31 protein-coding genes, 1 tRNA gene and 1 pseudogene are annotated in these 25929 nt (G+C 36.3%); 27 read left to right on the top strand and 6 right to left on the bottom strand.

Annotation, left to right across the window (positions count from 1 at the left end):
* Positions 1–26 precede the first annotated feature (26 nt).
* Positions 27–1595, bottom strand: a complete 1569-nt coding sequence (locus E4T88_RS16260; protein ID WP_135107296.1) for a SusD/RagB family nutrient-binding outer membrane lipoprotein — start codon at positions 1593–1595, stop codon at positions 27–29.
* 20 nt (positions 1596–1615) lie between these two features.
* Positions 1616–4729: a SusC/RagA family TonB-linked outer membrane protein gene (locus E4T88_RS16255; RefSeq protein WP_135107294.1), complete on the bottom strand. Its 3114-nt coding sequence runs from the start codon at positions 4727–4729 to the stop codon at positions 1616–1618.
* Between the two features lie 805 nt (positions 4730–5534).
* Between E4T88_RS16255 and E4T88_RS16250 the strand changes: the two genes are divergently transcribed.
* Entirely contained in the window at positions 5535–6269 is a 735-nt protein-coding gene (locus E4T88_RS16250; protein ID WP_135107292.1) for an alpha/beta hydrolase, read from the top strand.
* A gap of 154 nt (positions 6270–6423) precedes the next feature.
* On the opposite strand, the gene E4T88_RS16245 is transcribed toward E4T88_RS16250, so the two are convergent.
* Positions 6424–6924: a hypothetical protein gene (locus tag E4T88_RS16245; RefSeq protein ID WP_135107290.1), complete on the bottom strand. Its 501-nt coding sequence runs from the start codon at positions 6922–6924 to the stop codon at positions 6424–6426.
* Between the two features lie 127 nt (positions 6925–7051).
* Entirely contained in the window at positions 7052–7999 is a 948-nt protein-coding gene (locus E4T88_RS16240) for a M28 family peptidase (protein WP_135107288.1), read from the bottom strand.
* 400 nt (positions 8000–8399) lie between these two features.
* Between E4T88_RS16240 and pheS the strand changes: the two genes are divergently transcribed.
* The 13 genes from pheS to E4T88_RS16180 all read left to right on the top strand — a co-directional run bounded on the left by pheS (position 8400) and on the right by E4T88_RS16180 (position 16663).
* Positions 8400–9419 (top strand): phenylalanine--tRNA ligase subunit alpha, encoded by a 1020-nt coding sequence (gene pheS / locus E4T88_RS16235; RefSeq protein ID WP_135107286.1) that lies wholly within the window; start codon positions 8400–8402, stop codon positions 9417–9419.
* Between the two features lie 185 nt (positions 9420–9604).
* A tRNA-Arg gene (locus E4T88_RS16230) sits at positions 9605–9678 on the top strand.
* Between the two features lie 285 nt (positions 9679–9963).
* Positions 9964–10968: a DNA polymerase III subunit beta gene (gene dnaN / locus E4T88_RS16225; protein WP_135107284.1), complete on the top strand. Its 1005-nt coding sequence runs from the start codon at positions 9964–9966 to the stop codon at positions 10966–10968.
* Between the two features lie 117 nt (positions 10969–11085).
* The gene (locus E4T88_RS18320; protein WP_260393721.1) at positions 11086–11217 is read left to right on the top strand and encodes a hypothetical protein; all 132 of its coding nucleotides are present in this window, start codon (positions 11086–11088) and stop codon (positions 11215–11217) included.
* Complete coding sequence (locus E4T88_RS16220; protein ID WP_135107281.1) at positions 11214–11516, top strand: hypothetical protein; 303 nt, start codon at positions 11214–11216, stop codon at positions 11514–11516. The genes E4T88_RS18320 and E4T88_RS16220 overlap by 4 nt, the downstream gene beginning before the upstream one ends.
* A 51-nt stretch (positions 11517–11567) precedes the next feature.
* Positions 11568–11840 (top strand): PcfK-like family protein, encoded by a 273-nt coding sequence (locus E4T88_RS16215; RefSeq protein ID WP_135107279.1) that lies wholly within the window; start codon positions 11568–11570, stop codon positions 11838–11840.
* Positions 11841–11849: 9 nt separating this feature from the next.
* A complete protein-coding gene (locus tag E4T88_RS16210; protein ID WP_135107277.1) occupies positions 11850–12158 on the top strand; it encodes a hypothetical protein in 309 nt (102 codons plus the stop codon).
* A gap of 57 nt (positions 12159–12215) precedes the next feature.
* Complete coding sequence (locus E4T88_RS16205) at positions 12216–12425, top strand: hypothetical protein (protein ID WP_135107275.1); 210 nt, start codon at positions 12216–12218, stop codon at positions 12423–12425.
* 322 nt (positions 12426–12747) lie between these two features.
* A complete protein-coding gene (locus E4T88_RS16200; RefSeq protein ID WP_135107273.1) occupies positions 12748–13494 on the top strand; it encodes a hypothetical protein in 747 nt (248 codons plus the stop codon).
* A 354-nt stretch (positions 13495–13848) separates the two neighbouring features.
* Positions 13849–14298: a DUF3592 domain-containing protein gene (locus E4T88_RS16195; protein ID WP_135107271.1), complete on the top strand. Its 450-nt coding sequence runs from the start codon at positions 13849–13851 to the stop codon at positions 14296–14298.
* 77 nt (positions 14299–14375) lie between these two features.
* Positions 14376–14891 carry a terminase small subunit gene (locus tag E4T88_RS16190; protein ID WP_135107269.1) on the top strand — a complete coding sequence of 172 codons (516 nt, stop codon included), beginning with the start codon at positions 14376–14378 and terminating at the stop codon, positions 14889–14891.
* Positions 14888–16207 (top strand): PBSX family phage terminase large subunit, encoded by a 1320-nt coding sequence (locus E4T88_RS16185; RefSeq protein ID WP_135107267.1) that lies wholly within the window; start codon positions 14888–14890, stop codon positions 16205–16207. Before E4T88_RS16190 ends, E4T88_RS16185 begins: the two co-directional genes overlap by 4 nt.
* Positions 16208–16282: 75 nt before the next feature.
* A complete protein-coding gene (locus tag E4T88_RS16180; protein WP_135107265.1) occupies positions 16283–16663 on the top strand; it encodes a hypothetical protein in 381 nt (126 codons plus the stop codon).
* A gap of 496 nt (positions 16664–17159) precedes the next feature.
* Here E4T88_RS16180 and E4T88_RS16175 read toward each other — a convergent pair whose 3' ends face one another.
* Positions 17160–17570, bottom strand: a complete 411-nt coding sequence (locus E4T88_RS16175; protein WP_135107263.1) for a hypothetical protein — start codon at positions 17568–17570, stop codon at positions 17160–17162.
* Between the two features lie 78 nt (positions 17571–17648).
* Here E4T88_RS16175 and E4T88_RS16170 point away from each other — a divergent pair.
* The 4 genes and pseudogenes from E4T88_RS16170 (at position 17649) to E4T88_RS16155 (ending at position 20665) form a co-directional block, all read left to right on the top strand.
* Positions 17649–19133 (top strand): annotated as a pseudogene (locus tag E4T88_RS16170) (phage portal protein).
* 1 nt (position 19134) lies between these two features.
* Positions 19135–19488 carry a hypothetical protein gene (locus E4T88_RS16165; protein WP_135107262.1) on the top strand — a complete coding sequence of 118 codons (354 nt, stop codon included), beginning with the start codon at positions 19135–19137 and terminating at the stop codon, positions 19486–19488.
* A 134-nt stretch (positions 19489–19622) separates the two neighbouring features.
* The gene (locus E4T88_RS16160; protein WP_135107260.1) at positions 19623–20012 is read left to right on the top strand and encodes a hypothetical protein; all 390 of its coding nucleotides are present in this window, start codon (positions 19623–19625) and stop codon (positions 20010–20012) included.
* A 218-nt stretch (positions 20013–20230) separates the two neighbouring features.
* Positions 20231–20665, top strand: coding sequence for a hypothetical protein (locus E4T88_RS16155; protein ID WP_135107258.1), 435 nt, complete (start codon positions 20231–20233; stop codon positions 20663–20665).
* On the opposite strand, the gene E4T88_RS16150 is transcribed toward E4T88_RS16155, so the two are convergent.
* Positions 20662–21111: a hypothetical protein gene (locus E4T88_RS16150; protein ID WP_135107256.1), complete on the bottom strand. Its 450-nt coding sequence runs from the start codon at positions 21109–21111 to the stop codon at positions 20662–20664. The genes E4T88_RS16155 and E4T88_RS16150 overlap by 4 nt on opposite strands.
* Positions 21112–21190: 79 nt before the next feature.
* Here E4T88_RS16150 and E4T88_RS16145 point away from each other — a divergent pair, with 79 nt between their 5' ends.
* The 9 genes from E4T88_RS16145 (at position 21191) to E4T88_RS16105 (ending at position 25910) form a co-directional block, all read left to right on the top strand.
* Positions 21191–21832 carry a hypothetical protein gene (locus tag E4T88_RS16145; RefSeq protein WP_135107254.1) on the top strand — a complete coding sequence of 214 codons (642 nt, stop codon included), beginning with the start codon at positions 21191–21193 and terminating at the stop codon, positions 21830–21832.
* Positions 21833–21835: 3 nt separating this feature from the next.
* Complete coding sequence (locus tag E4T88_RS16140; protein ID WP_135107252.1) at positions 21836–22423, top strand: head fiber protein; 588 nt, start codon at positions 21836–21838, stop codon at positions 22421–22423.
* A 14-nt stretch (positions 22424–22437) separates the two neighbouring features.
* On the top strand, positions 22438–23538 hold the full coding sequence (locus tag E4T88_RS16135; RefSeq protein ID WP_135107250.1) for a hypothetical protein: 1101 nt from the start codon (positions 22438–22440) through the stop codon (positions 23536–23538).
* A 65-nt stretch (positions 23539–23603) separates the two neighbouring features.
* Positions 23604–23870, top strand: a complete 267-nt coding sequence (locus tag E4T88_RS16130) for a hypothetical protein (RefSeq protein ID WP_135107248.1) — start codon at positions 23604–23606, stop codon at positions 23868–23870.
* Positions 23871–23872: 2 nt separating this feature from the next.
* Positions 23873–24193 (top strand): DUF6706 family protein, encoded by a 321-nt coding sequence (locus E4T88_RS16125; protein ID WP_135107246.1) that lies wholly within the window; start codon positions 23873–23875, stop codon positions 24191–24193.
* Position 24194: 1 nt separating this feature from the next.
* A complete protein-coding gene (locus E4T88_RS16120; RefSeq protein ID WP_135107244.1) occupies positions 24195–24494 on the top strand; it encodes a hypothetical protein in 300 nt (99 codons plus the stop codon).
* 1 nt (position 24495) lies between these two features.
* Entirely contained in the window at positions 24496–24969 is a 474-nt protein-coding gene (locus E4T88_RS16115) for a hypothetical protein (protein ID WP_135107242.1), read from the top strand.
* Between the two features lie 67 nt (positions 24970–25036).
* Positions 25037–25363, top strand: a complete 327-nt coding sequence (locus E4T88_RS16110; protein WP_167755473.1) for a hypothetical protein — start codon at positions 25037–25039, stop codon at positions 25361–25363.
* A 7-nt stretch (positions 25364–25370) separates the two neighbouring features.
* Positions 25371–25910: a hypothetical protein gene (locus tag E4T88_RS16105; RefSeq protein WP_135107238.1), complete on the top strand. Its 540-nt coding sequence runs from the start codon at positions 25371–25373 to the stop codon at positions 25908–25910.
* Positions 25911–25929: the final 19 nt, after the last annotated feature.

The following is a 25929-nucleotide window of genomic DNA, read 5'->3' as shown; positions in this document are numbered from 1 at the left end:
TTTAATTAAACATAGCTCTATTATAATTAATTCCCTTGAGCTACTTGCCACCATAATGGTTCTTGAGTTGGTTTTGTAGCAGGTGCATTTACATTATAGAGTGCCGATACGTTAGGAACCGGAATCCGACGAGGTATTTCTCTGGCTTGTAGTACCGTTGTCCCCGGGCGGACTAAAGACCCTAGTTCGTAACCTTCTTCAAGTCCGGGTGCTGTATTACTTACGCGTACCTTTTCAGCATCACTGATTGCAGGTATTCCTGTACGGTTGCGATCCATCCAAGCATCCCAAGCATTAGCTTTTGCTGCAGCTACCCATTTTTGGGTTAAGATAGATTTTAGCATTGTGCTTAAAGAAGAACTTTTGAATTCATATACACCTCCTTCTTTAATGAAGTCGGTAGCATCAAAACCCCATCGTCCAAAGGCTTGTTTTACACCTTCATCGTATGCTGTTTTTGCTTCAGTTGTTTTTCCTGCTCTTGCTTGGGCTTCTGCTATCATAAAATAAGCTTCAGCTGAATTCATTAAATATGTAGTATCCGAATATGCTTGTTTATATCTTGACGAATTAACAAGCGGTACAGCCTCTGAAGCTCCAACTGTCGTCGATGGCTTAGTTCCGCAAGGCAAACCTTCATACAATTGTCTATAAGTAGTAAGAATTTCTCCTTCTTTAATCGCTTCTTTAGCAGCAGTAGTTATTTCATAGATTTGTTCTATACGTGGATCATTTGCTGCAAGTAAGAATTCAAGGAAAGTATGACATGCCCGTATATTCTCTTTAGTATTTAATTGGCGAATATTATACTCAAATAAAGGATTTCCTTTATTCGTTGCATCATCAAATACAGTGAAGGCAAAGTCGCCGGTAAATAATCCACCTTGGCTTATTAAGGCTGCTATTTGAGTCTTATTCGATTCATAGTCACGCAAATATATTTTTAATTTTAAGCTTTTTGCTAAAGCGACCCAAGAGTCAATATTACCTCCAAAAAAGTAATCTTGTTTTTCTATTAGAGGATTCATCCCTCCTGATGCACTGGGGGCTTTTGCTATAGCCTCATCTAACATCGCTATAATACCCGGATATACAACCGTTTTGCTATCATCATACTTTGGCGCCGGATATTTTTTTATATCCAATGCTTCAGTAAAAGGTATATCTCCGTATAAATCTGTCAGCACGTGATAGTTGTATGCAGTTAAAACTTTACCGATAATCCAATAGTTCCAAGCTTGTTTTTCTTCTGCTAAAGACATCATAATTTTGAGATCCTGTAATGTGTTGGCATAAGCATTGGTCCAGAAAGCATTATATGATTCTTGATTAAGACTGTAATTGACAGTAGTATTATACTGGTTGGTAGAGTTTCCCTGAGTAACATATTGACTCCATAGACTCCCTATCAATTGCCCATTTAATCCCAATTGAGCAATAGTACTTGCTTCCGCCGATGGGAGAAGACTCTCTAAGCTGGCATTTGGTGGATAGTTGGCATTGGTGTTCACATCCAAATAGTTATCGCAAGACGTAAATGTTCCGCCTGTTAACAGTAGCAATAAAGCTATATATATTAAATTCTTCTTTTTCATTTTTCTTCTTTATTAGATTATTAAAACTCTACTTTGATAGCTCCACCAAAACTGCGATAAGAAGTACCACTAGATATTTCACCAAATTCAGAAGTCAAGTCGTTGCCCATATTGGCTACTTCAGGATCTACATAATTATTCTTCTTTGGTGTAAATAAGAAGAGGTTGCGTCCTATAAAGCTTAAAGTAACTTTGCTTAACGGAGTAGATTTTAATGCTTTCTTTGGAAGATCGTAAGAAAGTGTTACTTCTCTGATTTTGAAGAAATCTTTTGGTATTACCATCTCATTGCGTACTAGAGGATTATAAGAATAGTTACCTAGTGTATAATTCATCTGATTAGCCATAACAGGAATATTATTTTCCACATATTGACCGCCTACTATTTTTACAGAGTTTGGATAAATAAATGAGTTACGCTCATTATACACTGTTTGTGTTGAGTTTCCGTTAAAGTGAGTGATGTAAGATGTGTTTGAGGCCATCCATCCTCCTTTATGCCAGTCACCAACGACTGTAAGTCTAAAATCCTTAAATTTAATAGAAGTGTTCAATCCTAAAATGAAATCAGGCTGTGATGATCCTATTACTTCTTTTTCTGTAGTCGATTGAGTAGGGAATCCGTTTGTGTTTACAATCATATAACCATAGTAAGGGCTAGTTTTATCTGTTACACGGTCTACTGATGGAACTTGGAATGTTCCAATTTTTTCTCCTACTTTCATTCTATATTCAACTCCACGCCAGCTGTAGATATTGTATTCTTGCAATCCATCCCAAAGTTCAATAACTTTTCCTGTATTTTTTGTAAATGTTGCATTTACATCCCATTGCCAGTCTTTTGATTTTATAGGTGTGAATCCAGTAGCTAGTTCTATACCTTTATTTTCCAATTCTCCAACATTGCGAGTTTCGGATGTATATCCGGTTTCTGGAGCTAATGTAGCATTTATTATCTGATCCTTTGAGCGTTTGTTGTAATAGGCAAAATCCAGGCGAACACGGTTGTCAAAGAAATTTCCTTGAACACCAAATTCGTATTCAGTTGTAATTTCAGGCTTTAATGATTGACTCGGCAATCTATTGTATTCAGTTAAGCCTAATACTCCATGAATAGGAAGATATGTGTAATAGCTATTGTATGGTTCGAACCATGATGAGGTACGATATACTCCAGCGTCGTTACCTGTTTGTCCCAAAGCTGCTCTTAATTTCAAAAAGTCAATTTTGCTATCTTTTAATGTAGGAAACAATTCTGTAAGAATAAATGAAATATTACCTCCTCCATAAAAATAAGTGTTTTCATTTTTAGGTAGAGTTGATGAATTGTCAGCACGAGCTGAAAGGTTTAGGTATGCAAAACTTTTGTATCCTAATTCAGCTTGAGCGAATAAACCGATAAGTCTTCTTTTTTCAGAATATTGCTGAGAGACAGCTGCTGAACCTGAGTTTTCAAGACTGTACCAATCAGGAACACCTAATCCGTTTACATATCCTCCTGTGTATGAGTATGTCCGTTGATTTAAGTTCCATCCGGCTGTACCACTAAGAGCAAAGTCTGATACTTTATAATCTGCAGATAAGAATGCTGTGGCATCAAGCTGATCTCTATTGTATCTATTGTTCGAATAATAACCGTTCTGGGCAGTAGCACCTCCTAAATCGCTATATGATCCAGGTATAAATGAATTTTTAGCATTTATATTTTCTCTGCTATAGTTAAGGAAATCGCCACCCAGACGTGCTGTAGCTTTTAGGCCCCCCAACAACTGATAAGAGGCTTCAACTTTGCCATATGTATGATTGTCTTGATATAGGAAATAATTGTTGTCAACCATCCAATAAGGATTTGTTGCATAAAAAGTGTAATAGTTATCAAGATTATAACGCTCGTCGTTGTAATTTTTCATTGAAGCGATATCAATGTCGACAGGATTTTGTAAAAGTTCGATCTCCATTTGTTCTGTACGACGGATATCTTTACGTGCATAGTTAACAGATACATCTATGGCTAGTTTGTCCCATTTAGCATTACCACGCAAAGAGAATGTGTTGCGAGAATATGTGTCTGCATTATTCGGTAATGTTCCATTGCTGGTTACATTTCCATAAGAAACATAAAGACCAAGATTCTCTGTACCATAACGAAGAGATACAACATTATTCAATTCGTGACCTGTCTTGTAAAAATTGCGGATATTATTTTTTACATAGGAAAAAGGTTTCGTCATTGGTTCTGCTAACTGATCTGAACCCCACTCGTGGATACTACCATCAAGGCGTGGTCCCCATGAACCGTTTTCGGCTCTATCCCAAGCTCCCCAGCCTTGTCCGTAAAGATCCTGAGTTTGCATTACACGAAGAACATTTGAAGCCGTAAATGCTCCATCGTATGTTACTGTTAGTTTTTCGCTTTTGGCTCTCTTTGTTGTGATCATAATAACTCCATTCCCTGCGCGAGATCCATATAGGGCAGTAGCAGAGGCTCCTTTCAATACAGTAACCGATTCTACGTCTTCAGCGTTTATGTCATTGGCACTATTGCCAAAGTCTACATAGTCTGTTCCTGAACGTTCATTTGTGATCGGCACACCGTCTACAATGTACAAAGGATTGTTGCTGTTAAATGAAGAGATACCACGAATTAATACTTTTTGAGATGTACCTGCCGGTCCTGAAGCGGAAATATTTACTCCGGCTATTTTTCCATTTAATCCGCCCATTACAGATCCGGATTTTGCAGCTGATATTTCATCCGATTTCACTTGAGTCGCAGCGTACCCTAATATTTTCTGATCGCGCTGAATTCCCATTGCTGTTACAACGACTTCATCTAAAAGCTTGTCGTCGTTTTCCATCACTACCCGCATATTTTGAGTAGCTTTAGTTTCAATACTTTTCATTCCAACCAGATTGAATACCAGCGTGTTTTTACCATCCGGAACATTTATTGAAAATGTTCCATCCAGATCGGTTACTGTTCCGACTGTAGTTCCTTTCACAACAACAGAAGCACTTATTACAGGCTCACCATTCGTATCAATAACGGTTCCTGTAATCTTTGTTGTTTGTGCGGCAATATACCCTATGCTTAACAGTAAGCAGGATAAAATCAATAACAACTTTTTCTTCATACTTGTACACATAAATTTATTAATATTAACACAATACACCTATTGAGTAGTATCGATCGGAGCTTCCTTTTTCACTGTTTTTTTCCGTTCGTATACTTATTGGTACTAGTTGGCGAGCTATTAGAGTCGCTTATAAACTTAAAGAATACAACTTTGAAGGGGAATCACTTTAAATAAAGGGTGAAGAGCCCTTTTGTGATTCCTTTGATTTAGATTGTCTTCTTGTGTCATATTTATATAGTTTTTGTATATAAATATTTTTGGCATGATAAAGCTAATTGAAGGTATTACAGTTGTATGTCTGTAATCTGAAGCTATGTTAGCTTTGATTTCCTTTATCTTTATTTTCATTATAGAACACTACTTTTATTTAGAGGTAAGTTTTGAGAGTAAACTTATTTCTGAGAGCAAATGTAAACTAAATTTTTATAAAAAGAATAAAAATGGAATATTTTTTTTAAATTTTGTTTCATAATGATTTTTTATATCGATTTGTTAGCTTGAAATGATATATTTTGAAATGTCTTGTTTTGTTGATTGTTTCTGTAAAATATAAATTATTACATATTTTAAAACATAATAAATAAATTTATGTAAAATTATGCCTCTTGATCGAAGTAGTAAATACCTATTACATGGTATTTATATACCATGTAATAGGTATAGATGGGGGATGGGCATAGAAATAAGATTTAAAATAGGTCTTATAAAAAGGTAGATAAAGTTTCAGGAAAAGCTAGAGGTGCATATTATATCTTTAGTTAATAAAATGTTATCTTTATATACCCATTCGCTAATATAAATTATGGACAAGAAGAAAAGGGTAGGTATATATAGAATTTTCGAAGTTTTGAAGCGTGTAAAAAAGCTTTGGGAAAAGGATATTAATGTCTACTTTATTTCAGGGATGTGCTATAATTGTAGTGTATTTGATAAAATAGTATTACCGGAGGGGTATAAGAAGAAATATATTGAATGGCACGTTCCCATTCCCGGACAGTCGTTGCAGGAATATGCTTCTGTTATGGCAAAAGAGATTGATACTTCCAGACCATATATACTGATAGGATATTCTTTTGGTGGCGTTATTGTTCAGGTGATGAGTTATTTCTTATCTCCAATAAAAACCGTACTTATTTCGTCTTTTAAAAGAGACGAAGAGATCCCAATGTTATTTCGTGCAGCTAAAAGAACAAATGTGGCGGACCGCATTCCGATGCGCGTGTATGCTTCAACAGAGCTTATAACGGATCTCTTTAACCGTTTTGTTTATAATGTGCCAACATCGGAGCTGGCTGAGGTAATGACCTTTGTTGATCCTGTTTATATTAAGTGGGCTATTGAGCAAATTGTAGGTTGGATGCCCGAAAATAAATGTAAACATCTCTATCATATACACGGAACCGAAGATCAGATTTTTTCTTATGAACATATACGCAATGCATTTCCCGTAGAGGGAGGGGATCACCTGATGGTGGTAAAAAAAGCTGATCCGATAAGTACTATTCTTAGTGGTATTCTTTTGATTAAAGAAAATTAGGCTTTCAGAAATCGTACTATAGTATATTTACGGCAATTGTTGAATCCTAATTCTTTCTATTGGGATAGTCAATACAATTAATAACAACATCGACATGACTAGTTTGTATGAATTTTAATCATTGGATTGCAAATTCGAAGGGATGATGGGTTATTTAATTATTATTCAAAATTAATCTGAGTATCAAGCTCCCAAATCCCCAAAACCATAAAAAGATAACTGTTAGAAGACTTATAAATGCCCATATCCGTTTCTTTTTAGTTGTAAACTTTTCAAAATATTTAAAATAATCTAAGTATCTATCTTTGTAGTCTATAAGAAAATAAGCAAAAATATATGAAGGAACACCTAACAGCAAGAGTAAATTATCATCGTTTATATTTATTGCAATATTAACTTCTTGTAAACAAATTAAAACAGAATTTGTGGAACCCAATATAAATAGATATACTAGAGCATAAAAATGCATACCAGCAAGAGTTATCTTTATTCCATTCTTTTTATTTTCTGAGACCTCTTTTACTGCATTAATGACTTCTTCTCCTTTTTTATTGTTTTTAAATAAGAAATTATTTATCGGATAGACCGATATTTCATTTATTAATAACCCTAGTTTATAAAGATTGAAATATATCAAATTACAAAATTTTATCATATCAGATTGTTTTTTTTTACTGGTACTTCCCTTTTAGAGATCATTAAGAGTCCGCAGAACGACTTATAATCGATGTCTCTAGATATCTTTATATTCGTCTCCTATGTATGCACTGGTAAATTTTCCACTATTTTTTCTTTTTCACAGATGTAGATTTGTCAATGTTGATAATCGCATAGTAAATGGCGTCAATAACTCCTGCCATTCGTTTAAAATCCAAACGATCCATTTTGTCTCCCGATTTATGATAATTGTGATTGCGATAGAATGCACTATTGGTAATCATCATAGCATCAAAACCGAGTGCCCAATAATTGCGATGATCTGAAAAATCGACCCCTTTTATCATTCCGGGACTTGTCAGACTTTTAGTTTTAATCGTTTTTGCATTGTAAAATTGTTTGGAGAAATCTTTTACAAATTGCCCATGTCCTATTTTCTTCGTTAAGAGTATAAAGTCACCCTTATTGCCATAAAAAAGCTTCATAGGAGCAAAAGGATAACTTTGTGAATCTTCAGCGTCATTGAAGAATCCGATCATTTCTACGGCCACCATCCCATAAACGGGAGTATTGGATTTTTTCAGTTCATTGGCATGGGTATAGCTACCCATAGATTGAGTACCAAAGAAGGGTGGTTCTTCGAGGGTATATGCAACTAGTTCTATGGGGCGTATTAAGTTTGATCGACTAAATAACCGAGCCAGTTCCAGTATAGCAGTTACGCCAGATGCATTATCGTCAGCACCTTCTTGTTCTCCGCAAACATCGTAGTGAGCACCGATTACTACCAACGCTTTTTGTTGTTTTGTACCAAACCGACAAATAACATTCTTATAATTAACATTGTTTACAGTATACGTTTGATAATATGTTGTATCTGCATATTGGCTAAATTCTGTGAATATATAGTTTGCAACCTTGTTGAGTGTTACTGTATCCTCAAAGTTGCGAAATCCTTCTGTTTTGGTAATAGCAGTCAGATGTTTTTGTATACGCTCTATGTCAGACTGAGCATGTAGATTATGTGTGACAAATAAAAGAGTGGATATTATAAAAGTGTATATAAGCTTCATTTTTGTGATCTGTAGTTTAATTATGACAAATATAGTTTAATATTCAAGATTTCCTATTTGTTTTATTTTTTACAGGCTAAATTATCTAGTATTAAGATATTTGTTATTGTTTATAAATAAATTAAAGTGACAATTTATAATATTACGGATAGCTGTTACTTTTGTTACTTTTTGATGTTTATATATTTGATATAGTGTTGTTTGTATTTTCTCTGATTTTGCGAGAAATTGTAACCTTTTTGGATTTAACAGATACGTGAGATTGTGAAACTCTAGTTTTGTAAAGATGATGAAAAGTTGGGGTGGCTTCTGTGTTAAAATGATTGATAATAAAAAGAAAAGTGTATTTTTGTATTCCAAAGTGAAAAACTTATAAAAGTATAATTCATTATTGAAGTTTATGATTGATAGAATAAATAAGCTGTTGGCAGAAATTGAGGGACTGAAAGCTTCTAAAGCAGATGAGATAGAGGTTTTACGTATTAAGTATCTTAGTAAGAAAGGTGAAGTATCGGCTTTGATGAACGATTTTCGCACTGTGGCTGCAGAACAGAAACGGGAGGTAGGTATAAAACTGAATGAACTAAAAGAAAAGGCTCAGGAACGAATAAATCAGTTGAAAGAATCTTTAGAAAATTCTCAGACTGTGGATGAGGCAATCGACCTTACTCGTACTGCTGCACCCATCGAGCTTGGTGCTCGCCATCCGCTATCAATTGTAAGAAAAGAAATTTGTGATATTTTCCGCCGTTTAGGTTTTTCTATAGCCGAAGGTCCTGAGATAGAGGATGACTGGCATGTTTTCTCTTCTCTTAACTTTGCGGAAGATCATCCGGCTCGTGATATGCAGGATACGTTCTTTATTGCACGAAGCCCTGAAATTGTATTGCGTACACATACTTCTTCTGTCCAGACCCGAGTGATGGAGAAGCAGCAACCACCGATACGCATTATTTGTCCCGGTCGGGTGTATCGTAACGAAGCTATTTCGTATCGTGCACACTGTTTCTTTCATCAGGTTGAGGCATTGTATATAGATAAGAATGTGTCTTTTGCTGATCTAAAACAAGCTTTGTTATTCGTTGCGAAAGAGTTGTTTGGTGCAGATACCAAGATACGTTTACGTCCTTCATATTTCCCTTTCACAGAGCCTAGTGCTGAGATGGATATTTCATGTAATATCTGTGGTGGAAAAGGCTGCCCATTCTGTAAGCACACCGGTTGGGTAGAGATATTAGGCTGTGGTATGGTAGACCCGAATGTCTTGGAAAACTGTGGTATAGATAGTAAAATATATACGGGATATGCTCTCGGAATGGGAGTGGAGCGTATTACAAATCTTAAATATAGAGTTAAGGATCTTCGTATGTTCTCCGAGAATGATCAACGTTTTCTTGATCAGTTTGAGAGTGCATATTAAGATGTACTTATCGTAGATGCTGAGCGAAGCATTTTATGTATTTTATTTTGTGTTTATAAGCATCTTTAAAACAATATTATAGCTTGATTTTGGCTTCAATAATCACTTTTGAGGAGAAAATACTTTAGAATATATTTGCATAATAAACAAAACTATTTTACCTTTGCATCGCATTTAAGGAAAACGGCTACGTAGCTCAACTGAATAGAGCATCTGACTACGGATCAGAAGGTTGCAGGTTTGAATCCTGCCGTGGTCACTTTTAGTATTGAATAAAGAGCTGTAAATTATTATTTTACAGCTCTTTTTATTTTTGTCTAGCACAACATTTGCACAACATGTATTCGTGCACAACCTATATACACAAAAGGAGGCTGATTAGGCTTCCTTTTTACTATATAATAATACATATGACAAAATTACCTTCTAATATCAATTGGTACAACCTGTGTTATAAATATCCGTAGCAATATTCTTAAATGCACTTTTTATTAAATCATCAAATCTGATATTTATTATTTTAGGCGACTAATTCAAACTTTCAATTCTTTTACTAAGCTCTGATGATACCACGAACACAGAAGAATGTATATCATCAATCGAAGGAATATTAATCGACAACGATGTTTCCATCTGTGTTGAACCAAAGTTATTGATTGAGGCCCTAAAGACATTACCGGAACAGCCTATCACGATTTCCATTGATGAAAAGTTAGCTGTCACTGTCAAGTACAAAGGTGGTAAGTTTGAACTCGCCGGGCTATCACCTCAAGAGTTTCCAAAGGAGAAAGATATTACCAATGCAACTAAAATTACAATACCTTCTAAGGTCTTACTAAATGGTATTGAAAAAACGATCTTCTGTGCATCTACTGATGATCTTCGTTCGATAATGACCTCTGTCTATCTGGATATTGTAGAAGGACAAATCAGCTTTGTAGCTTCTGACGGTCATAAGCTTGCTTTGTTAGAACTTTGGGACGAATCAATGACAGAGGAAATAAGCTTCGTTATCCCTCTTAAAATTACAACGATTTTAAAAAGTTTAATAAAACCGTCCGATGAATTGATAAACATATTTATCGGTAGCAATTCAGCCCGTTTCGAATACGGATCGGAGAGTATCGTTGCAACCTTACTTGAAGGTAAATATCCGAATTACCGTTCTGTTATACCTCAAGTCAATGATAAGATTTTATCAATTGGTACAGCTGATCTTAAGGGAGCAATAAAGCGGGTTTCTGTCTTTGCTAATCAAGCCAGTAGTTTAGTTAAACTCGAACTATCGAAAGATCTGATCAAACTATCAGCTCAAGATATCGACTTTTCTACAGCTGCTGATGAAACCGTTGCTTGTGGATATACAGGAACAGCAATGGCAATAGGATTCAAAGGTCACCTCCTTACCGAGTTGATTTCTGCTATTCCCTCCTCAGATCTGCAAATGTCTTTCTTCGATCCAAGCCGGGCGACTCTCATAATGAGAAAGATAAAACTCATTCTCAAGCTTGACAATATCAAAAAAGAAGAGAATTCCGGAGCCAAGTAAGGACTTGAAAAAGCTCTCGAAATACTGGAATCGAATCAACGTGATTTATCCGGATTGGATGAACTCGATACTACTCAGGCAAGAGCAATCGCAAAGTTTGCAGTTGACTTTAATAATATGGAACATAACGGCGAGTTCTTTGTCGCCCTTGGTGAATCAATCGAAGGTAAGAAACCAAGCGAGAAGTTCTACAAGAAGTTCTACAAGAAGTTATGGAAGATTATGAACGAATTTGATAAGAAGTCATGACAGATCAGGAAATAAGCGAATTGAGGGAAAAATATCCAATTCCTTTCGAAGAAATATGTTTGTATAATTCTTTTGTACAAATCTTAGGTGAAAATCCCGAAGATTATACAGAAATAGAGCGTAAAACACGCTGGAATAAGATAATGTCATTTAACAAACCAATGGCGAAGCGTTGGTCTGATACTTCTGAATGTATCGGATGCATTCATTTGAACGAAAAAGAAGCCTGGTGTAATTACCAAGGTTTACCCTGTACTTACAATCCTATTTTAACACCATCTACAGGTATGGATCGGTAGGGCTTGTTATGGTGCTGCAAAAGAAGAATATCAACAATTAAAATTAGACTTATGAGTGCGAATAATTCATTTCAAGATACAATAAAAGCATATTTAGACAAGCGAGCCCAAGAAGATTCTCTTTTTGCCGTAACGTATGCAAAGGAAAACAAGAACATCAAAGACTGCTGCAGCTATATAACCGATAGAGCAAAAAAAATGCAAAGTGACGGTTGTGCTGTCATATCCGATGAAGAGGTTTTCGGTTGTGCGGTACACTATTACGATGAGGATGATATCAAAGTCGAAAAGACTTCTGCTTCGAAAACAGAGGTAAAGGAATAAGTTCCCTAAATGAAACTCAAGCCTAAGAAGAAAGATGATATTGGACAATATACCTTGTTGATTATGAAAGGGATTTGTTTTATAGAACCGTTGCATGGTAAAACGGTCAAAAAGATAAAGATTCAGACAAGAAGAATTATCACAGAACAACCGTTGGAAAATGAATCGATCAAGCCTTTTGTACAAGGATTATTTAGAGTTTATCATAAGATTGGCGCAATAGACAATCTGAAGGTAACTCTTAAACCTCGCTACAATGTAGGTGATATCCTCTATCTGAAAGAACCTTACTATATTCTTGAATCAAAAACAAATTGAATAATAGATAGTTGTTTTGAGCTATTTTTCTTATATTTATATAATAATTAAATGGTTATGATACATGCAAATGTGCTAAGGATAGGGAATTATATACATCACAAAGAATTGGGTATTGTTAAAGTGATTTCAATATCCTCTAAAGTTGGAGATCATGAATCTGTGTTTGTCGAGTGTTTAAAGGATGGGCTAGATTATGATTTCAATTTAGATGAAGATTTGACAGCTATACATACCCCTAATAGACGATATACTATTGAAGTGTGAGTTTGAGCAAAAAAGTTCGGCGCAGACATATATAACCTAAAAGATGGATGGTTTAATTTTTCATTTGGTTTAACAATATGGAAAGATGATAGACTATTTTATGACTGGATAGATGGCAAATTGAAGTAAAATATCTTCATCAACTCCAAAATCTATATTTCGCATTAACAGGAAAAGAATTGGATATAAAACTGTGACCTCATTCTGTCTTTTATATTTTACCATAAAAGGCATGTCAGAATTGAAGTTTGACCCTAAGTTATAAGATGAAAAATTTTAAAATCGAATAGTTATATTTGAAGAAGCAAATAATTCTTTTACGATGAGACTATATTTTGTATTTACTATATTATTTGTATCACAGCTAATACATTCACAAGTAAAAATTGAAGGTAAGCTATCTTTTGATTTCTCCTTTATGAATGATCAGCAGTTTATAGATTCTATACCTAATTTTCCGAATGACTTATACGAGTATTATAATGTGAGAATTACGAGAGACCTTGATTTTGGTTTAAAAGAATCAATTTTGGGTCTAGTTTCAAGTTTTCATAAAGGTAATATAGGTTTGTCTAAATATAAAATGTCTGATATTCATCTATTGACGAAGAATGATTCTGTGATCGCAATTATAGGCGAGATACCCAATTATAAGACTTCTATCTATTTTAACAAAATTGAAGTAAATAAGTATATTCGAAAACACGATTCTTTTTATCAAACAAAAACAACCGTCAATGATTTGAGAAATGATCTTCTTAAGGACGAATATTACGGTTATATCTGTGGAGAAGCTCCTGTTATTTATGAAATTCCCCAATATAACGGATTAAGCTTTGATAATCTAAAGAATATAAACCAATTTCGATATTGGCTTCGGTCGTATAACCCTGAATTACAAACATACGGTGTTGATGCTCTGTCTTATTTATACAAAAAGAAATATAGCGATAAGAATGATGAAAAGGTAAAACAAGATAGGAGTATAATTAAATATATCAAACAACGAAATTCGATATTAAATACCTGCTCGGGATGCTTTGTTGGTATTTACGAAAGAGTCTTTTAATTAGTAACATCCACTGTTAATAATATGAATTAAGCCTAGACATCTGAAATGATACTCTAGGCTTATATTTATCATAAATATTCGTTTAACTTTGCCGCAAGATTTAAAACATCTGCCGTCATGAAAGAAACACCACTTATGATATACAAAAAGGTTTTAGAAAATAGGCTTGCCCGAAAGAAAGAAGAATTGGCGGATATTGAGAAACAAACAAAGGCTTAGCTACAGCTGTCGACAAACGAAAATTCATCGAACTAAAAGCCGTCGTAAATGAATTGTAAAACTGTATTGATATGGCTGATGCAATATCCAAGATGGAGGGGTAATTGAAGTTTAAATGTTAAATAGCAGAATATGGAAACTCTACTAGTATGTTTATTATTTATTTTTTCTGGTATTGTATTACTTCTATTGTCCATCTATTTTTATAAGAAATCAAAGGATAGTATAAAATGGAGTAGAACAAAAGGACAGATATCTAATGCTTATTTGGATAAATTTAATGACAGCAATTCAGCTTCATATAGAGTTCAGGTTAAATATTCATATACAGTTGCTGATAAAGTTTATAGTTCAAAAAGAAAATATTATGGAGACTATCTTTTGAGTTCCTTTTATTGGAGTACTAAAAAACTTGTTGATAAATATAAGATAGGAGATACGATTGATGTATATTACAATCCTCAAAATCCAAAAGATGCTGTCTTAGAACAAGGAGTACATTTTTCTGTATTAGTGTTTTTTATTGCATCTTTAGTGTGTTTTTCAATTGGAGGAGTATTGGTAGAAAGATTTTATCTGTAGTTATTAGATTATAAATAAAGATGTAAGAGGAGTTACTTAAAAAAGTAGCTCCTCTTTATTTTTTAGGGTAAAACGACATGGCTAAACTCACCATCAAACAAGAGAACTTCTGCAATTATTACATTGAGACAGGCAATGCATCCGAAGCCTATCGCCGCGCTTACTCATGTTGTAATATGAAAGATGAGACGGTGAATGTGAGAGCCTCCGAACTTCTCAAAGACGGTAAGATTACGGTAAGGGTAAAACAACTTCAATCAGCCCTTCAAAAACGTTCAGATATCACCAAGGATGAAGTCGTACAAGAACTGACTAATATCGTCCGTTTTCGTGTAACCGATGTATTATCTGCAAAAGGAATGTCAGTGAGAGTTAAGAACCTCGCTGATCTCCCAGATGAAGTTGTCGGCTGTATATCCTCTATCAAGAAAGTAAAGGGCTGTATCGAAGTGAGATTCTTAGATAAGATAGCAGCTATTGATCGGCTTAGTCGTATGCTCGGATGGGATGAAGCAAAAACGGTTAAAGTGCAAGGCTCTGTTCCTATCCAGGAATGGTTAAAGAAATTCGGTAATCAGGATAAAGAAGAATGATACAAGTACAACCAGCTTATAAACCATTGTATGAGAATGAAGATAAGTTTATAATACTTGTAACAGGCGGATGTGGTAGCGCAAAGTCATTTAACGTATCTACATTCTTAGAAAGGCTTTCCTTCGAAGAAGGTCATAAGATGTTATTTTGCCGTTATACCATGTCTTCGGCTGAGATATCAGTTATTCCTGAGTTCAACGAAAAGATCGAGCTGGATAATACAGAGGAGCATTTTCGGGTAACCAAGAACGAAATTGTCAATAAATATTTCGGAAGTGAGATTCTTTTTCGTGGTATCAAAACAAGCTCAGGAAAGCAAACCGCAAAGCTTAAATTCATACAGGGTATTACTACATTCGTATGTGATGAGGCAGAAGAGTGGACAGACGAAAAAGACTTCGACAAACTGATATTGTCTATCCGTAAACAAGGAATTCAACTGCGTGCCATTATTGTGATGAATCCACCTGACGTCAATCATTTCATTTATCAGCGATACATAAAAGATACGCACAAGGTCGTTAATATCGACGGTGTAGATGTTCAGTTAAGTACACATCCAAATATGTTACATATCCACACAACCCATCTCGATAATCTCCCGAACCTAAACGATGTGTTCATGCGAGAAGTTGAAGAGATCAAGCGTAAATCAATAGAGCAAGCTACTAAATCCGACGGATCATTTGATAAGCATAAATTCAATAATTTAAAATATGCTCATATTGTTATAGGTCGATTCTCTGAGATTGCTGAAGGGGTTATTTTTACTTCTTATGAGATTGTTCCGGAGATTCCCGAATGGGTGACAAAAAGAGGTCTTGACATGGACTTTGGTTTTACGCATGACCCAACAGCAATTATCGATTGTGCACTATATGACGAAGATTTGTATTTGGATGAACTTTGCTATAAAACTCATATGTCAACAGGCGAAATTATCAAGGAGCTGAAAAGGCATACGGATAAAGGGCGGGTTATTAGCGAAAGTGCCGACCCTCGTTTTGTAGACGAGATCCGTAATGCCGGTATAAGAATAAAGCCGGTCAATAAAGGTAAAAGAGATAACGACGGATCGATCAAGGCCGGTATTGATAAAATGCTTGAATTAAATATCAAAGTAATGAAACGATCGTACAACCTACTGGAAGAGGTCCGCAACTACACATGGGATAAAGACAAAGATGAGAACTTTATCAATGAACCTATCGACGCATGGAATCACGGGATTGACGCTTCTCGCTATTGGGTGTTGGAAGAAGTACTTGGGAAAACAGATGGAATACAAGATGTGTCGGGAATATTTAGTTGGTAGGCATAGCTGAATTTCATAAAATATAGTATTTTAGATGTGAGAATTTAAATTGTTATAACGTCTAAATTAAAAAACATGAAAAACGAATATGTTGATAAAGTTGCTAATGCTATTTATAATGAGATCAAAGAAAATTATGAGGTTATAAAAATAAATAAAGATGATTTATATGAGGTTAAAAAATATAATCAATACGTTGAATATAAATTAAATGAATTTAAACTTCATGAATTACTAAACCCTGAGGGCTATAAAATCTCTGGTGAAATAATTATTTCTGCGCATGTTTATATACCATCTATTGACGAACCAAGAAATTTATCTACTGATAAATTATTTAGTTTTATAATTAATGATACATTAATTCAATTTGACCCAGAAACAGAAGAGTTTCAAATATGTAATGATATAAATGTAAGATATATTACATTAATAAAGGGCATCTTTGGTAGGTAGTTATTATTTATCGATGTATGCTTTCAATCCGAGCAATCCTGTTCGGATTTTTTATTTCGGATTATATATTAGAAGAAAGCTATGTTTAAAGCAATCAAATTTATAACCGACTTAGTTCGTCAGAATAACGACTAGCAGAGGCTTCTTTCAGACATTATTCTTCAATTGCATAACCCCAGTAATCAATTCATACTTTCAAACATTGATGAAGGAGACTATATCTTCGAAAAGATAAGAAAATTACAAAAAGAGAATACCGAACTAAAGAAAGAATTTGATCTCTTACGTAATGAAGTGACTGTCCTTGTAGAAAAATATAGCAACACACCAGATATCAATTATAAGGAGGATAAAGAAATAAAACCAATTTGAGAAAGGGGCATGAAAGTAAGAGTGTTCGGGTTGCAAACTGAAAACTCTTATTTCTGCGAAATACAAGCTGATAATGCCCCGAGATGAATAAGAAAGACAGCTGTAATGGCTGTCTTTTGCTTTATTAATTAACACATTCACAATCCTTTTTTATTTGAGAGTTACTTCTATTAATATCTGGATCATTCTCTAGAAATACAATAGTAATTGTATCACCTGTAATAAAATTATCATAGAACCATGATTCTCCTTTTGTTTTTGTGTCATGTTCCGATTCTCCATAATAGGTAATATTTTTCCACTTAAATTGATACTTGGATAAAACATCTCCTTTACCTCCGACACTCTTCCTTTCATATACAACAGCTTTTATACAGATTCCTTGTTTTTGCAATAAATGATTTATAGAACTTTCATATCCTGCTTTAATTATTAATGCCAAAACTAGTAAAGTGATAAATACATAACTAATAATCCTATATATAGGACGCTTTTCTTGTCTGTTCCGGCAACTTTTTTTCTTGTGCTTATCCATAAATCGGCAAATTGTAATAGTATAATCAAATATAGATGAAAAAACAGCTTACTCTCTTATATTTTAAGAGAAAATCCTATGACAATCGAGGAAATATTAGCTCTAACGGATAAGGCACAACGTATTGAATACCTCAAGAAAGGCAGACGAACCGAGATTCCTGATGTTGTGAGACTTTATAACGACTGGAACCCGAACAAACATGAGATTATTACGGATAATAAGAAATATCCGAAAATTCGAGTGGTTATCGAAAAAGGGAAAGAGGTCAAAAGCGATACCACAGGACAAATGACACGTACCGACGATAAGGTGGAATACAAAGATCCGAATCGTATTGCTTTACCACTCGAACAGGATATCGTTAATATTCAAACGGCTTTTACGGTAGGTACAGAACCATCCATCGACTGCGATACGGACGACGAAGGAGAGAAGTCTTTACTGTCTGCACTGAAACAGGTCATAAGAAAGAATAAACTCAAATACCAGAATAAAAAGATTGTGCGTTCCTGGCTATCAGAGTAAGAGGTTGCCGAATACTGGTACGCAGTCAAAGACGATGGTTTTTAGGCTATTTTAAAAAGGAAAATCGCTTCGATATTCGGTAAAGCAGTACCTTAATACCGTCTGAAATCGACTCTTTGGTCTCCATTCCGTGGTGACACACTATATCCTTTCTTTGATGATACCGTTGACATGGTTGCATTCTCCCGCGAATATAAAAAGACAAATCTGGACGCAACGGAAACAACCGTTTTCATGACATTGACAAACGACTCTATCCGTACATGTATCATTGGAGATAACAACCAAGACAAAGTTGTAAGTCATGGCTTCCCCAAACTTCCAGTTATATATACCTATCGAAAGAATGCTTATTGTGATGTCATAAGACCTATCCGTATCCGTATCGAAAAGCTTCTTTCTGCATTCGGTGACTGTATCGATTATCACTTCTTCCCGATCTTGAAGCTGTTCGGAGAGGTAACAGGCTTCTCCGGGACTACCCGCAACAGGGTTGTTAATCTTACTGGCGAGAAAGCCGATGCTGCTTATCTCACATGGCAGCAAGCAGCAGATCCTATCAAGTTAGAACTTGAAACATTGTTTAGTCGTGCTTACTCCATGACAAACACGCCTCAGATATCATTCGAGAACCTGAAAGGGACAGGTAATGCTCTATCGGGTAGTGCTTTTCGCTATGTCTTTATGGGTGCACACATGGCCGTTGAGAATCATGCCGAAGAAATAGGGCTATTTATGCAACGTCGGCTAAACTTCCTTATATCTGCTCTTGGTACTCAGAACTCTAGGCTTGCAGCTCCTGCACAGACTATCGATGTGGAAGTGAATATTGTTCCGTATATGATCGATAACATCGACGACAAGGTACAAACTGCTGTTACGGCTGTAGATGGTGGTATCTGGTCACGCAAGGAGGGTATTCTCTTTGCTGGCAATGCAGATCGTGTAGACGAAGAGCTCAAAGAGATTGAAGAAGATAAACAAAGGGCTGCCGAACGTGATAGTAAAGTTGGTATGACAATGGGAGGATTTTAAGATGAGAAATATCCGAGAAATAAGGACGCTTCCGATATCAGAGTTAACAGACGAAGAGATAGTAAAAGCAACTATGGATCGTCTGAAAACAAAGTCAATAATCATCGGCTATTTAGACGAAAATAGGTGGATATTCCTTTGGAGGTATAAGAACGGATTTTTCTCTTATATGAAAGGATTAAAAGAGCATTTAGAAAAATGGTTTGGTTGTAAAATGATAAAAATAGAAGAGGGAGAATTAAAAAAGCGGGATTCGAACCCGCTATTCTATAAAGAATGCTTACCAACTAAGCTTTTTCCACAACATTGCCAATTTGGGTTGATAATTTTTGATAAAAAATATGGTATAATATGATAATAAACTAGCAATGTACTGATATATAATTGTATTATAATCAATATTCATTGTCTTGGAATTTACCATTTTACCGCAATATTGCGTAACCCTATTGTAAGAAGAGCTAACGCAAAAATAATAAATATATCTATATGTCCTCTCTCTCTTTCCACGACAAACAGCACGTCTTACATCTACTTAACCAACAAGGACAGGTAAAGCGTATTTTCGATGATTTCACTCGTCGATCAGGCTTGATATTGACTAAATGGACGGAAAAGAACACGGATAATGTTTGGGTACGTAATACAACCTTAGAAAAGCAAATTGACAATCTGCTTACAGAACTACACGATAACCTGTTAATCAATATCGATAGTAACACTACCGAAGCATGGGAGGGATCTAATTTAAAGAATGATGATCTGCTAAAAGCCTATATTAAAGACCTTGCTTTGCCTGAGATTATCGGTAAGAGCCGGTACGAACAATTGGAGAAAGGAATGTTTGCCCGCAATATGGACGCTTTAAATGCTTTTTAGCAAAGAAAGATTGACGGCTTAACGTTATCTGATATCATATGGAAATCTGTTGAAGGAGTAAAAGAGAACCTCGAATATTATATTATCTTTCTTCGGGTATATCAACAGGGCGTCCGGCTGCTTCTATCTTTCAAGATATTCGCCAACTACTAAAAAATCCCGATAAACGGTTCAGGCGTGTAAGGAATGACGAAGGGAAGCTTATCTTATCGAAACCGATGAAAGACTATCACCCCGGGCAGGGACAATACAGAAGCAGTTACATGAATGCTTTACGTGTTGCTGTTACTCGGACAAACAATGCTTATCATGAAGCTGACTTTCATCGCTGGCAGAGTCAAGGCTTTGTGGTTGGGATAAGAGTTTTTCGTTCCAAATCTAATCATGGACCTTGTATTATATGCGACTCTATGGCGGGAGTCTATCCGAAAGGTTTTAAGTTTACATCTTGGCATCCTTTCTGTATTTGCCAATCTGTACCGGAAATGCTAGAAGGTGAAGAATACATTGACTATCTACTAACAGGAGTAGTTCCCGAAGACAAGATAATTAAAACTGTTCCTCAATCTGCTATCGACTTTGTAAATGAAAAAGAAGGTAATAAAAATAAGTGGTTTGTTAAGGAGAATAAGAAATATTTACTAATAGATTAGATTGACATTTCTTTTTCTAATGCTTTCATTATTATACATAATTTATTTCTTAATAACGCCTGGATACTAGTTCCCACAAATGTTAGTTGAAGCCTATCTTTTTCGTCTATGAGGTTACTATCTGTTATCTTAAATAAAACTTTATCAAAGGAATCTTTAATCTTTTCAAAATCTGGCTCATCGTTTAGATAATGTTCGATCTGATAAAATAAATGATATAGCTTTATCATCTTATCTGGATTATCCATACTTAACGTAAAAGAAGGAAGTTCTGTTGCATATTTCTCCATAGCGTTTTTTTTACTATTCAAAAACTCTATCCTCTGCTTTTTCAACTCAAGTTTAACCTGTTTTTTATTTGAAATTACAGTAGCACCAATTGTAACAAGTCCCCCAATTATAGCCCCACCGAGAGCAAACAACCCGCTAAGTACAGTCTGATCCATATAGTTTATCTTTTTAATCAAAGATATGAAAAACTCTTACACACTTATATTTTAAGAGAAAACTTCATTTTAAAATTAAGTGTATATGAAAAAGAAAATCTTTGACGCACTCCAAACCAAATTCCAGGGGGTGGATGCTCAGATACTCGATCGGATAGCCACTAAAAAGGCAGAAGGTCAAACGGACGAAAACCAAATACCTACCATTGTGGAGGGAGTTAGTTTTCAGGACGTGTTAACAAGTTACGGTGATTTCCGTGCAGGGGATGCTTCATTTAAAGCAGTGACAAACTACGAAAAAAAGCATAACCTGAAAGAAGGGAAAATCATCGAAACTCCGGAGCCTACTCCACAGCCAGAACCACCAAAGCCGGACGATACACCAGCGTGGGCAAAAGCTTTGATTGAGCAAAACAAAACTCTTACAGAGAAGATTGCTTTAATAGAGAACAAAAGCACATTGGAACAGCGGACAGCAGCGATTGGTGCAAAAGCGAAGGAGTATGGTATTCCCGAATCTCTTGTAAAAAGGATGAATGTTCCTGAAGACACGGACTTAGACGAATATTTCAAGGACGCAAAACAGGATCTATCTAACCTTGGGTTTAAAGATGCGAAAGCTCCTGAAAGCCCAGAAGTAGAGATCAAAAAAGAGGGTGAATCGATTGCAGCCGCAATCAATGCCCAAACCAAAGAAATTGTTGAACAATCTAAAAAGTAAATTATGCCAGCAGGATTTAAGTATAACTTATCCCCCGAGCCGTCTATCGAAGAACGGTATGACGTGAGTACCGGGATTCGTCGTCGAGGGCCATATAAGCTCGACACGACAAATTTGACTGTCGGAGACAATCTGCCTTCGTTCATTCCGATTGCTGCCAATCTGAAAAACAAGAAGTGCTATGTCGTTCGCAACGTGAAAGTGACAGAAGCTTACATTTCGGGTGCTACAAGCCTTAAGATAAAGAAAGGCTCTTACGCGTATGCAGGTATGCACATCGGTAACGGAACCAAAGGTGCTACAGTATCGGCAATCAATAAATCTAACGCAGGTTATGACTTGCTAACGATCACTGATTTTGGCGCTAATCTTGCGGTTGGCGATGTCCTTTTCGAAGCGACAGCTGTCGCTGGTACAACACCTAAGAATGTGGCTAACTCTGCGCTCTATGAGAGCCGTAAAGTCGAAGACGGTATTAACCTGATAGCCCTTTTGTCGGCAGCACGGGAAATTGAGCCGGATAAGCTTGTTGTTCCTTTCTCCGCAAAGGATAAAGAGAAGCTGGGTAATGATTTTCAATTTAACGAATAAGGAGGACAAGGAATATGATGTTAACTATTGAAACTCTATTTAATGACCCGAGCATCGTTTCGGCGATTATTAACCGCGTGCAACAAACACGCATGGATGTGATATACTGGCAACAGTATCTCGACTTCAAGAAAACGACTACCCGTGTCTTCAAAGACTATATCGGTACTGTCACCGGTGTAATGGCGGGTTCTATCAATTCACGCTTTGGCGAAAAGCCGGTTCGTGAACGTCGCAACATGGGATCTGGATATGGAGAGATTGCCTATTTAGGTGACCGTTACCAGATATCGATTGACCGTTTATCCGAATTGCAGGACTTGATCGATAAGTATAACGTGGCTAAGCCTGGGGATCAGAATGCAGCCTTGAAAGAAATTGTAGATTTCATCTATGATGATTTCCGCCAGATACTTCTGGCTGCTCACAAGCGTATGGACTTAGTTGTAGGCTCACTTATCATGACAGGTAAGGCTACCGTTAAGAACAAGGACGATCGTAAGGATACCGATGCGGCAGACTTATTGGATATTGATCTTCCGTTCAAGTTTATCACTCCTGAAGTAGCTGTTGCCGATAAGTTTATTTCTTATTTGCAAAATCAGCTCAATCAGCTGAAGGCGCAATATGGTGTATTCACGAAGATGATCATGACACGGGCTACGTTTGCCAAGAATATTGTCGGCAGTCCAGAAATAGGCGATAAATTCAAGATGATCTTAGGACAACGTGAAATGATGGCCAGTGCAAACCTTATCTCTTCCGATTTGGCTTCGCAAGTATTCACCGGTATTGGATTGCCTGCTATCGAGATCAAAGAGGATTATGTAGAAGACCAGCAGGGTATCAATCAGCAGGTATACGCTGACGACCGCATTACCTTGTTGAAGCAGGACAAAATCGGGCACATGCGCTACCATACACCCTATGAAGCTGTCGATCCGATACCGGGCCGCACGTACAGTCGATCGGAAGGTGAAATGTTAATCTCTCAGGGAAGAGACGACAAAGGTCGTTATCTTGAATATACAGCCGAATGGATTCCACAAATAGCGAATCCGCACCGGATGGTAAATATTGATTTGTCAGTAATGAATGGAATTGAGGAGGGCTAATTATGAAAGTAAAAGTAATAAGAATTTTTCGTGACATCTTCACCAAAGAATTATACTCAGTCGGTATGGTTCTCGAAATTAAAGATGAAGCACGTATTGAAGATTTAACCGCTCGCGGGTTGGTTGAAGTTCTCGAGGAGAAAGTAGATGATGATGATACTACCCAGATTAATGTCTTCGGAAAGGATGTCGAGAAGAAATCCGTTATCACAGCATTGAAAGCGATTGGTGAAAAAGTAGCATGGAACATAAAAGATGAAAATCTGATTGCCAATATAGCTGCTTTGGATGAAGAAAAGACAGTTGCTTTGAAAACCGCTTTAGGAATCTAGCAATGACGATCCAAGAGTATATAGAACAGAAATTTCAGACCTTCGGCATTGAGTTGTCGGGGGCTGATATTCTGGATATCTCTCTCGAAAGTGGCTTTGGCGTTGACGAGAATATCACTAAGGATAATCGCACACCTGTAATCATTGCTATTGTAAAGTTTATACCTGATTTGCTGTTATGTCCCACATCCTTTACGGAAAATAAATTATCCATGGACTGGGGCGATGTGGAAAAGAAAATTAAATCATGGTATTCTATGCGTTGTTCTGAATACGGATTAGACGATAAATTAGGCGATAAACCTAAAGTTATTTTTTGGTAATATGAAGCGACATTCACACATAGCGATTGTATCCGGTGAAAAGGATGTAAAGTTAGAGCACGGTAAGCGTGTTAGCGGAACTCCCTTTGAAATTCCGATCAAAGGTCAATACTACCCAAGTAACAGCGGAAATCAAGTGAAGATCAACAATCAGGGAAAAGAATTCCATGTAAAGGGAGAGTTCTCAACTACCCATAAAAAGATTGACGATGTAACGCGGATTCAAATAAATAGCATTGGTCTTGATGAGAAGATTGAAAAATGGGAGCAATTCCAAACTCACTCTGTAATCTATATCTGACATGGTACGAGGTAGCGAACTCACTCCACTTTGGAAGAAAAGCGATATCAAGAAGTTATTTGATAAACTGGCGCAAAGGGCCGAGTTTGTAATAATGAATTTATTGGAACGTACCGGTGAGGAGTTTGTGAAGATTGCACGGTTAGAAGGTAATTATATAGATCATACCGGGAATCTTCGTTCTTCGATCGGATATGTGATTGTAAAGGATGGTAGAATAGTCGGAAAAAACTTTCAATTATCAGAGAAAGAAGGAACGGACAAGCAAACAGGAAAGCGCCAAGGGGAACAGCTGGCGATGGATCTTATACGATCTTTTCCTAAAGGATATGTTCTTATCGGTGTCGCCGGAATGAAGTATGCTGTGTTTGTAGAAGTAATGGAGAATAAAGATGTTCTTTCTCGTGCAGCAGATAAAGCCGACGACTTTATCAAGAAACACAGTCGATTATTGTTTAACCGCTTAGCAGCTTAATTATGGCAGACGGATTTGATATTGTAGATATATCTTCGCAGCGGCAGAAAGTGCCAACACTGGCCTTGTGGGTTATGAAGGTAACTCCGTAACCGGAGAAAAGGATAATCACTTTGTGGTCGAAACAACTGGTGTCGAATCAAAGGAGTGTGTCAATAAAGCTCCTGTTGTGAATGTTAATATATTCATCCGAAAATATGACGATGGCCTTCCGAATCGTCCTCTTATAGAAACGTCAAAACGTGCCATCGAGAAAGCTATAAAAGAGAATATAATTGTACCGAAAGGTATGTACTGGAAATCAAAGATCGTATGGTCGGAACCTATGGGTGAATACAAAGCAGGCTTCGATTGTACAAATATTCGAATAGAAGTAATAACTCAATTAAATTAATAAAATTATGCCTGAATCAAGAAGTTTAGCAGTGGATATGAAATATGTTGGTGCCGGTACTCCCGGTGATGGAGTTCCTGCTGCAGCATATACCCAATATCCGACAATTCACGAGGGCTCTGTCGTATTCAATTTCGCAGACGGTTCTCAAGTACAATTCAAAGCAATGGGCCAAAGAGAACCATGGGCTTTGGTTAACCGGGTAACAGACATCTCAAGTGTAGAGTTTGCCATTCCTTCACCAACAGCTCAGGAGCAAAAGGATTTTATGGGAGGTACTGTTACAGGAGATAAATGGGAAGCTCCGATTGATGCTCCTAATATTACTAAGAGTATAAAGATGCAGACAGCGGATTATGAAGGTAAATATACCGAATATGTAATTCCGAAAGCATCTATTTTCGCTCGACTGTCTCAAGCTCCGGGAGAAGAAGCAACCGACCTGATGTTGGTACGTGCTACAATTATAGCACCTGTGACAGCCGCAGGAGTTCGTAAAACATCATTCACAAGAGAAGTGAAACCTGTAACACCTCCTGAAGGTTAATTGAAGAGCAAGAAATGAA

Origin of the sequence: Dysgonomonas mossii (assembly GCF_004569505.1) — a bacterium.
Taxonomy (GTDB): domain Bacteria; phylum Bacteroidota; class Bacteroidia; order Bacteroidales; family Dysgonomonadaceae; genus Dysgonomonas.
This window is presented reverse-complemented; position numbering and strand designations above follow the sequence as displayed.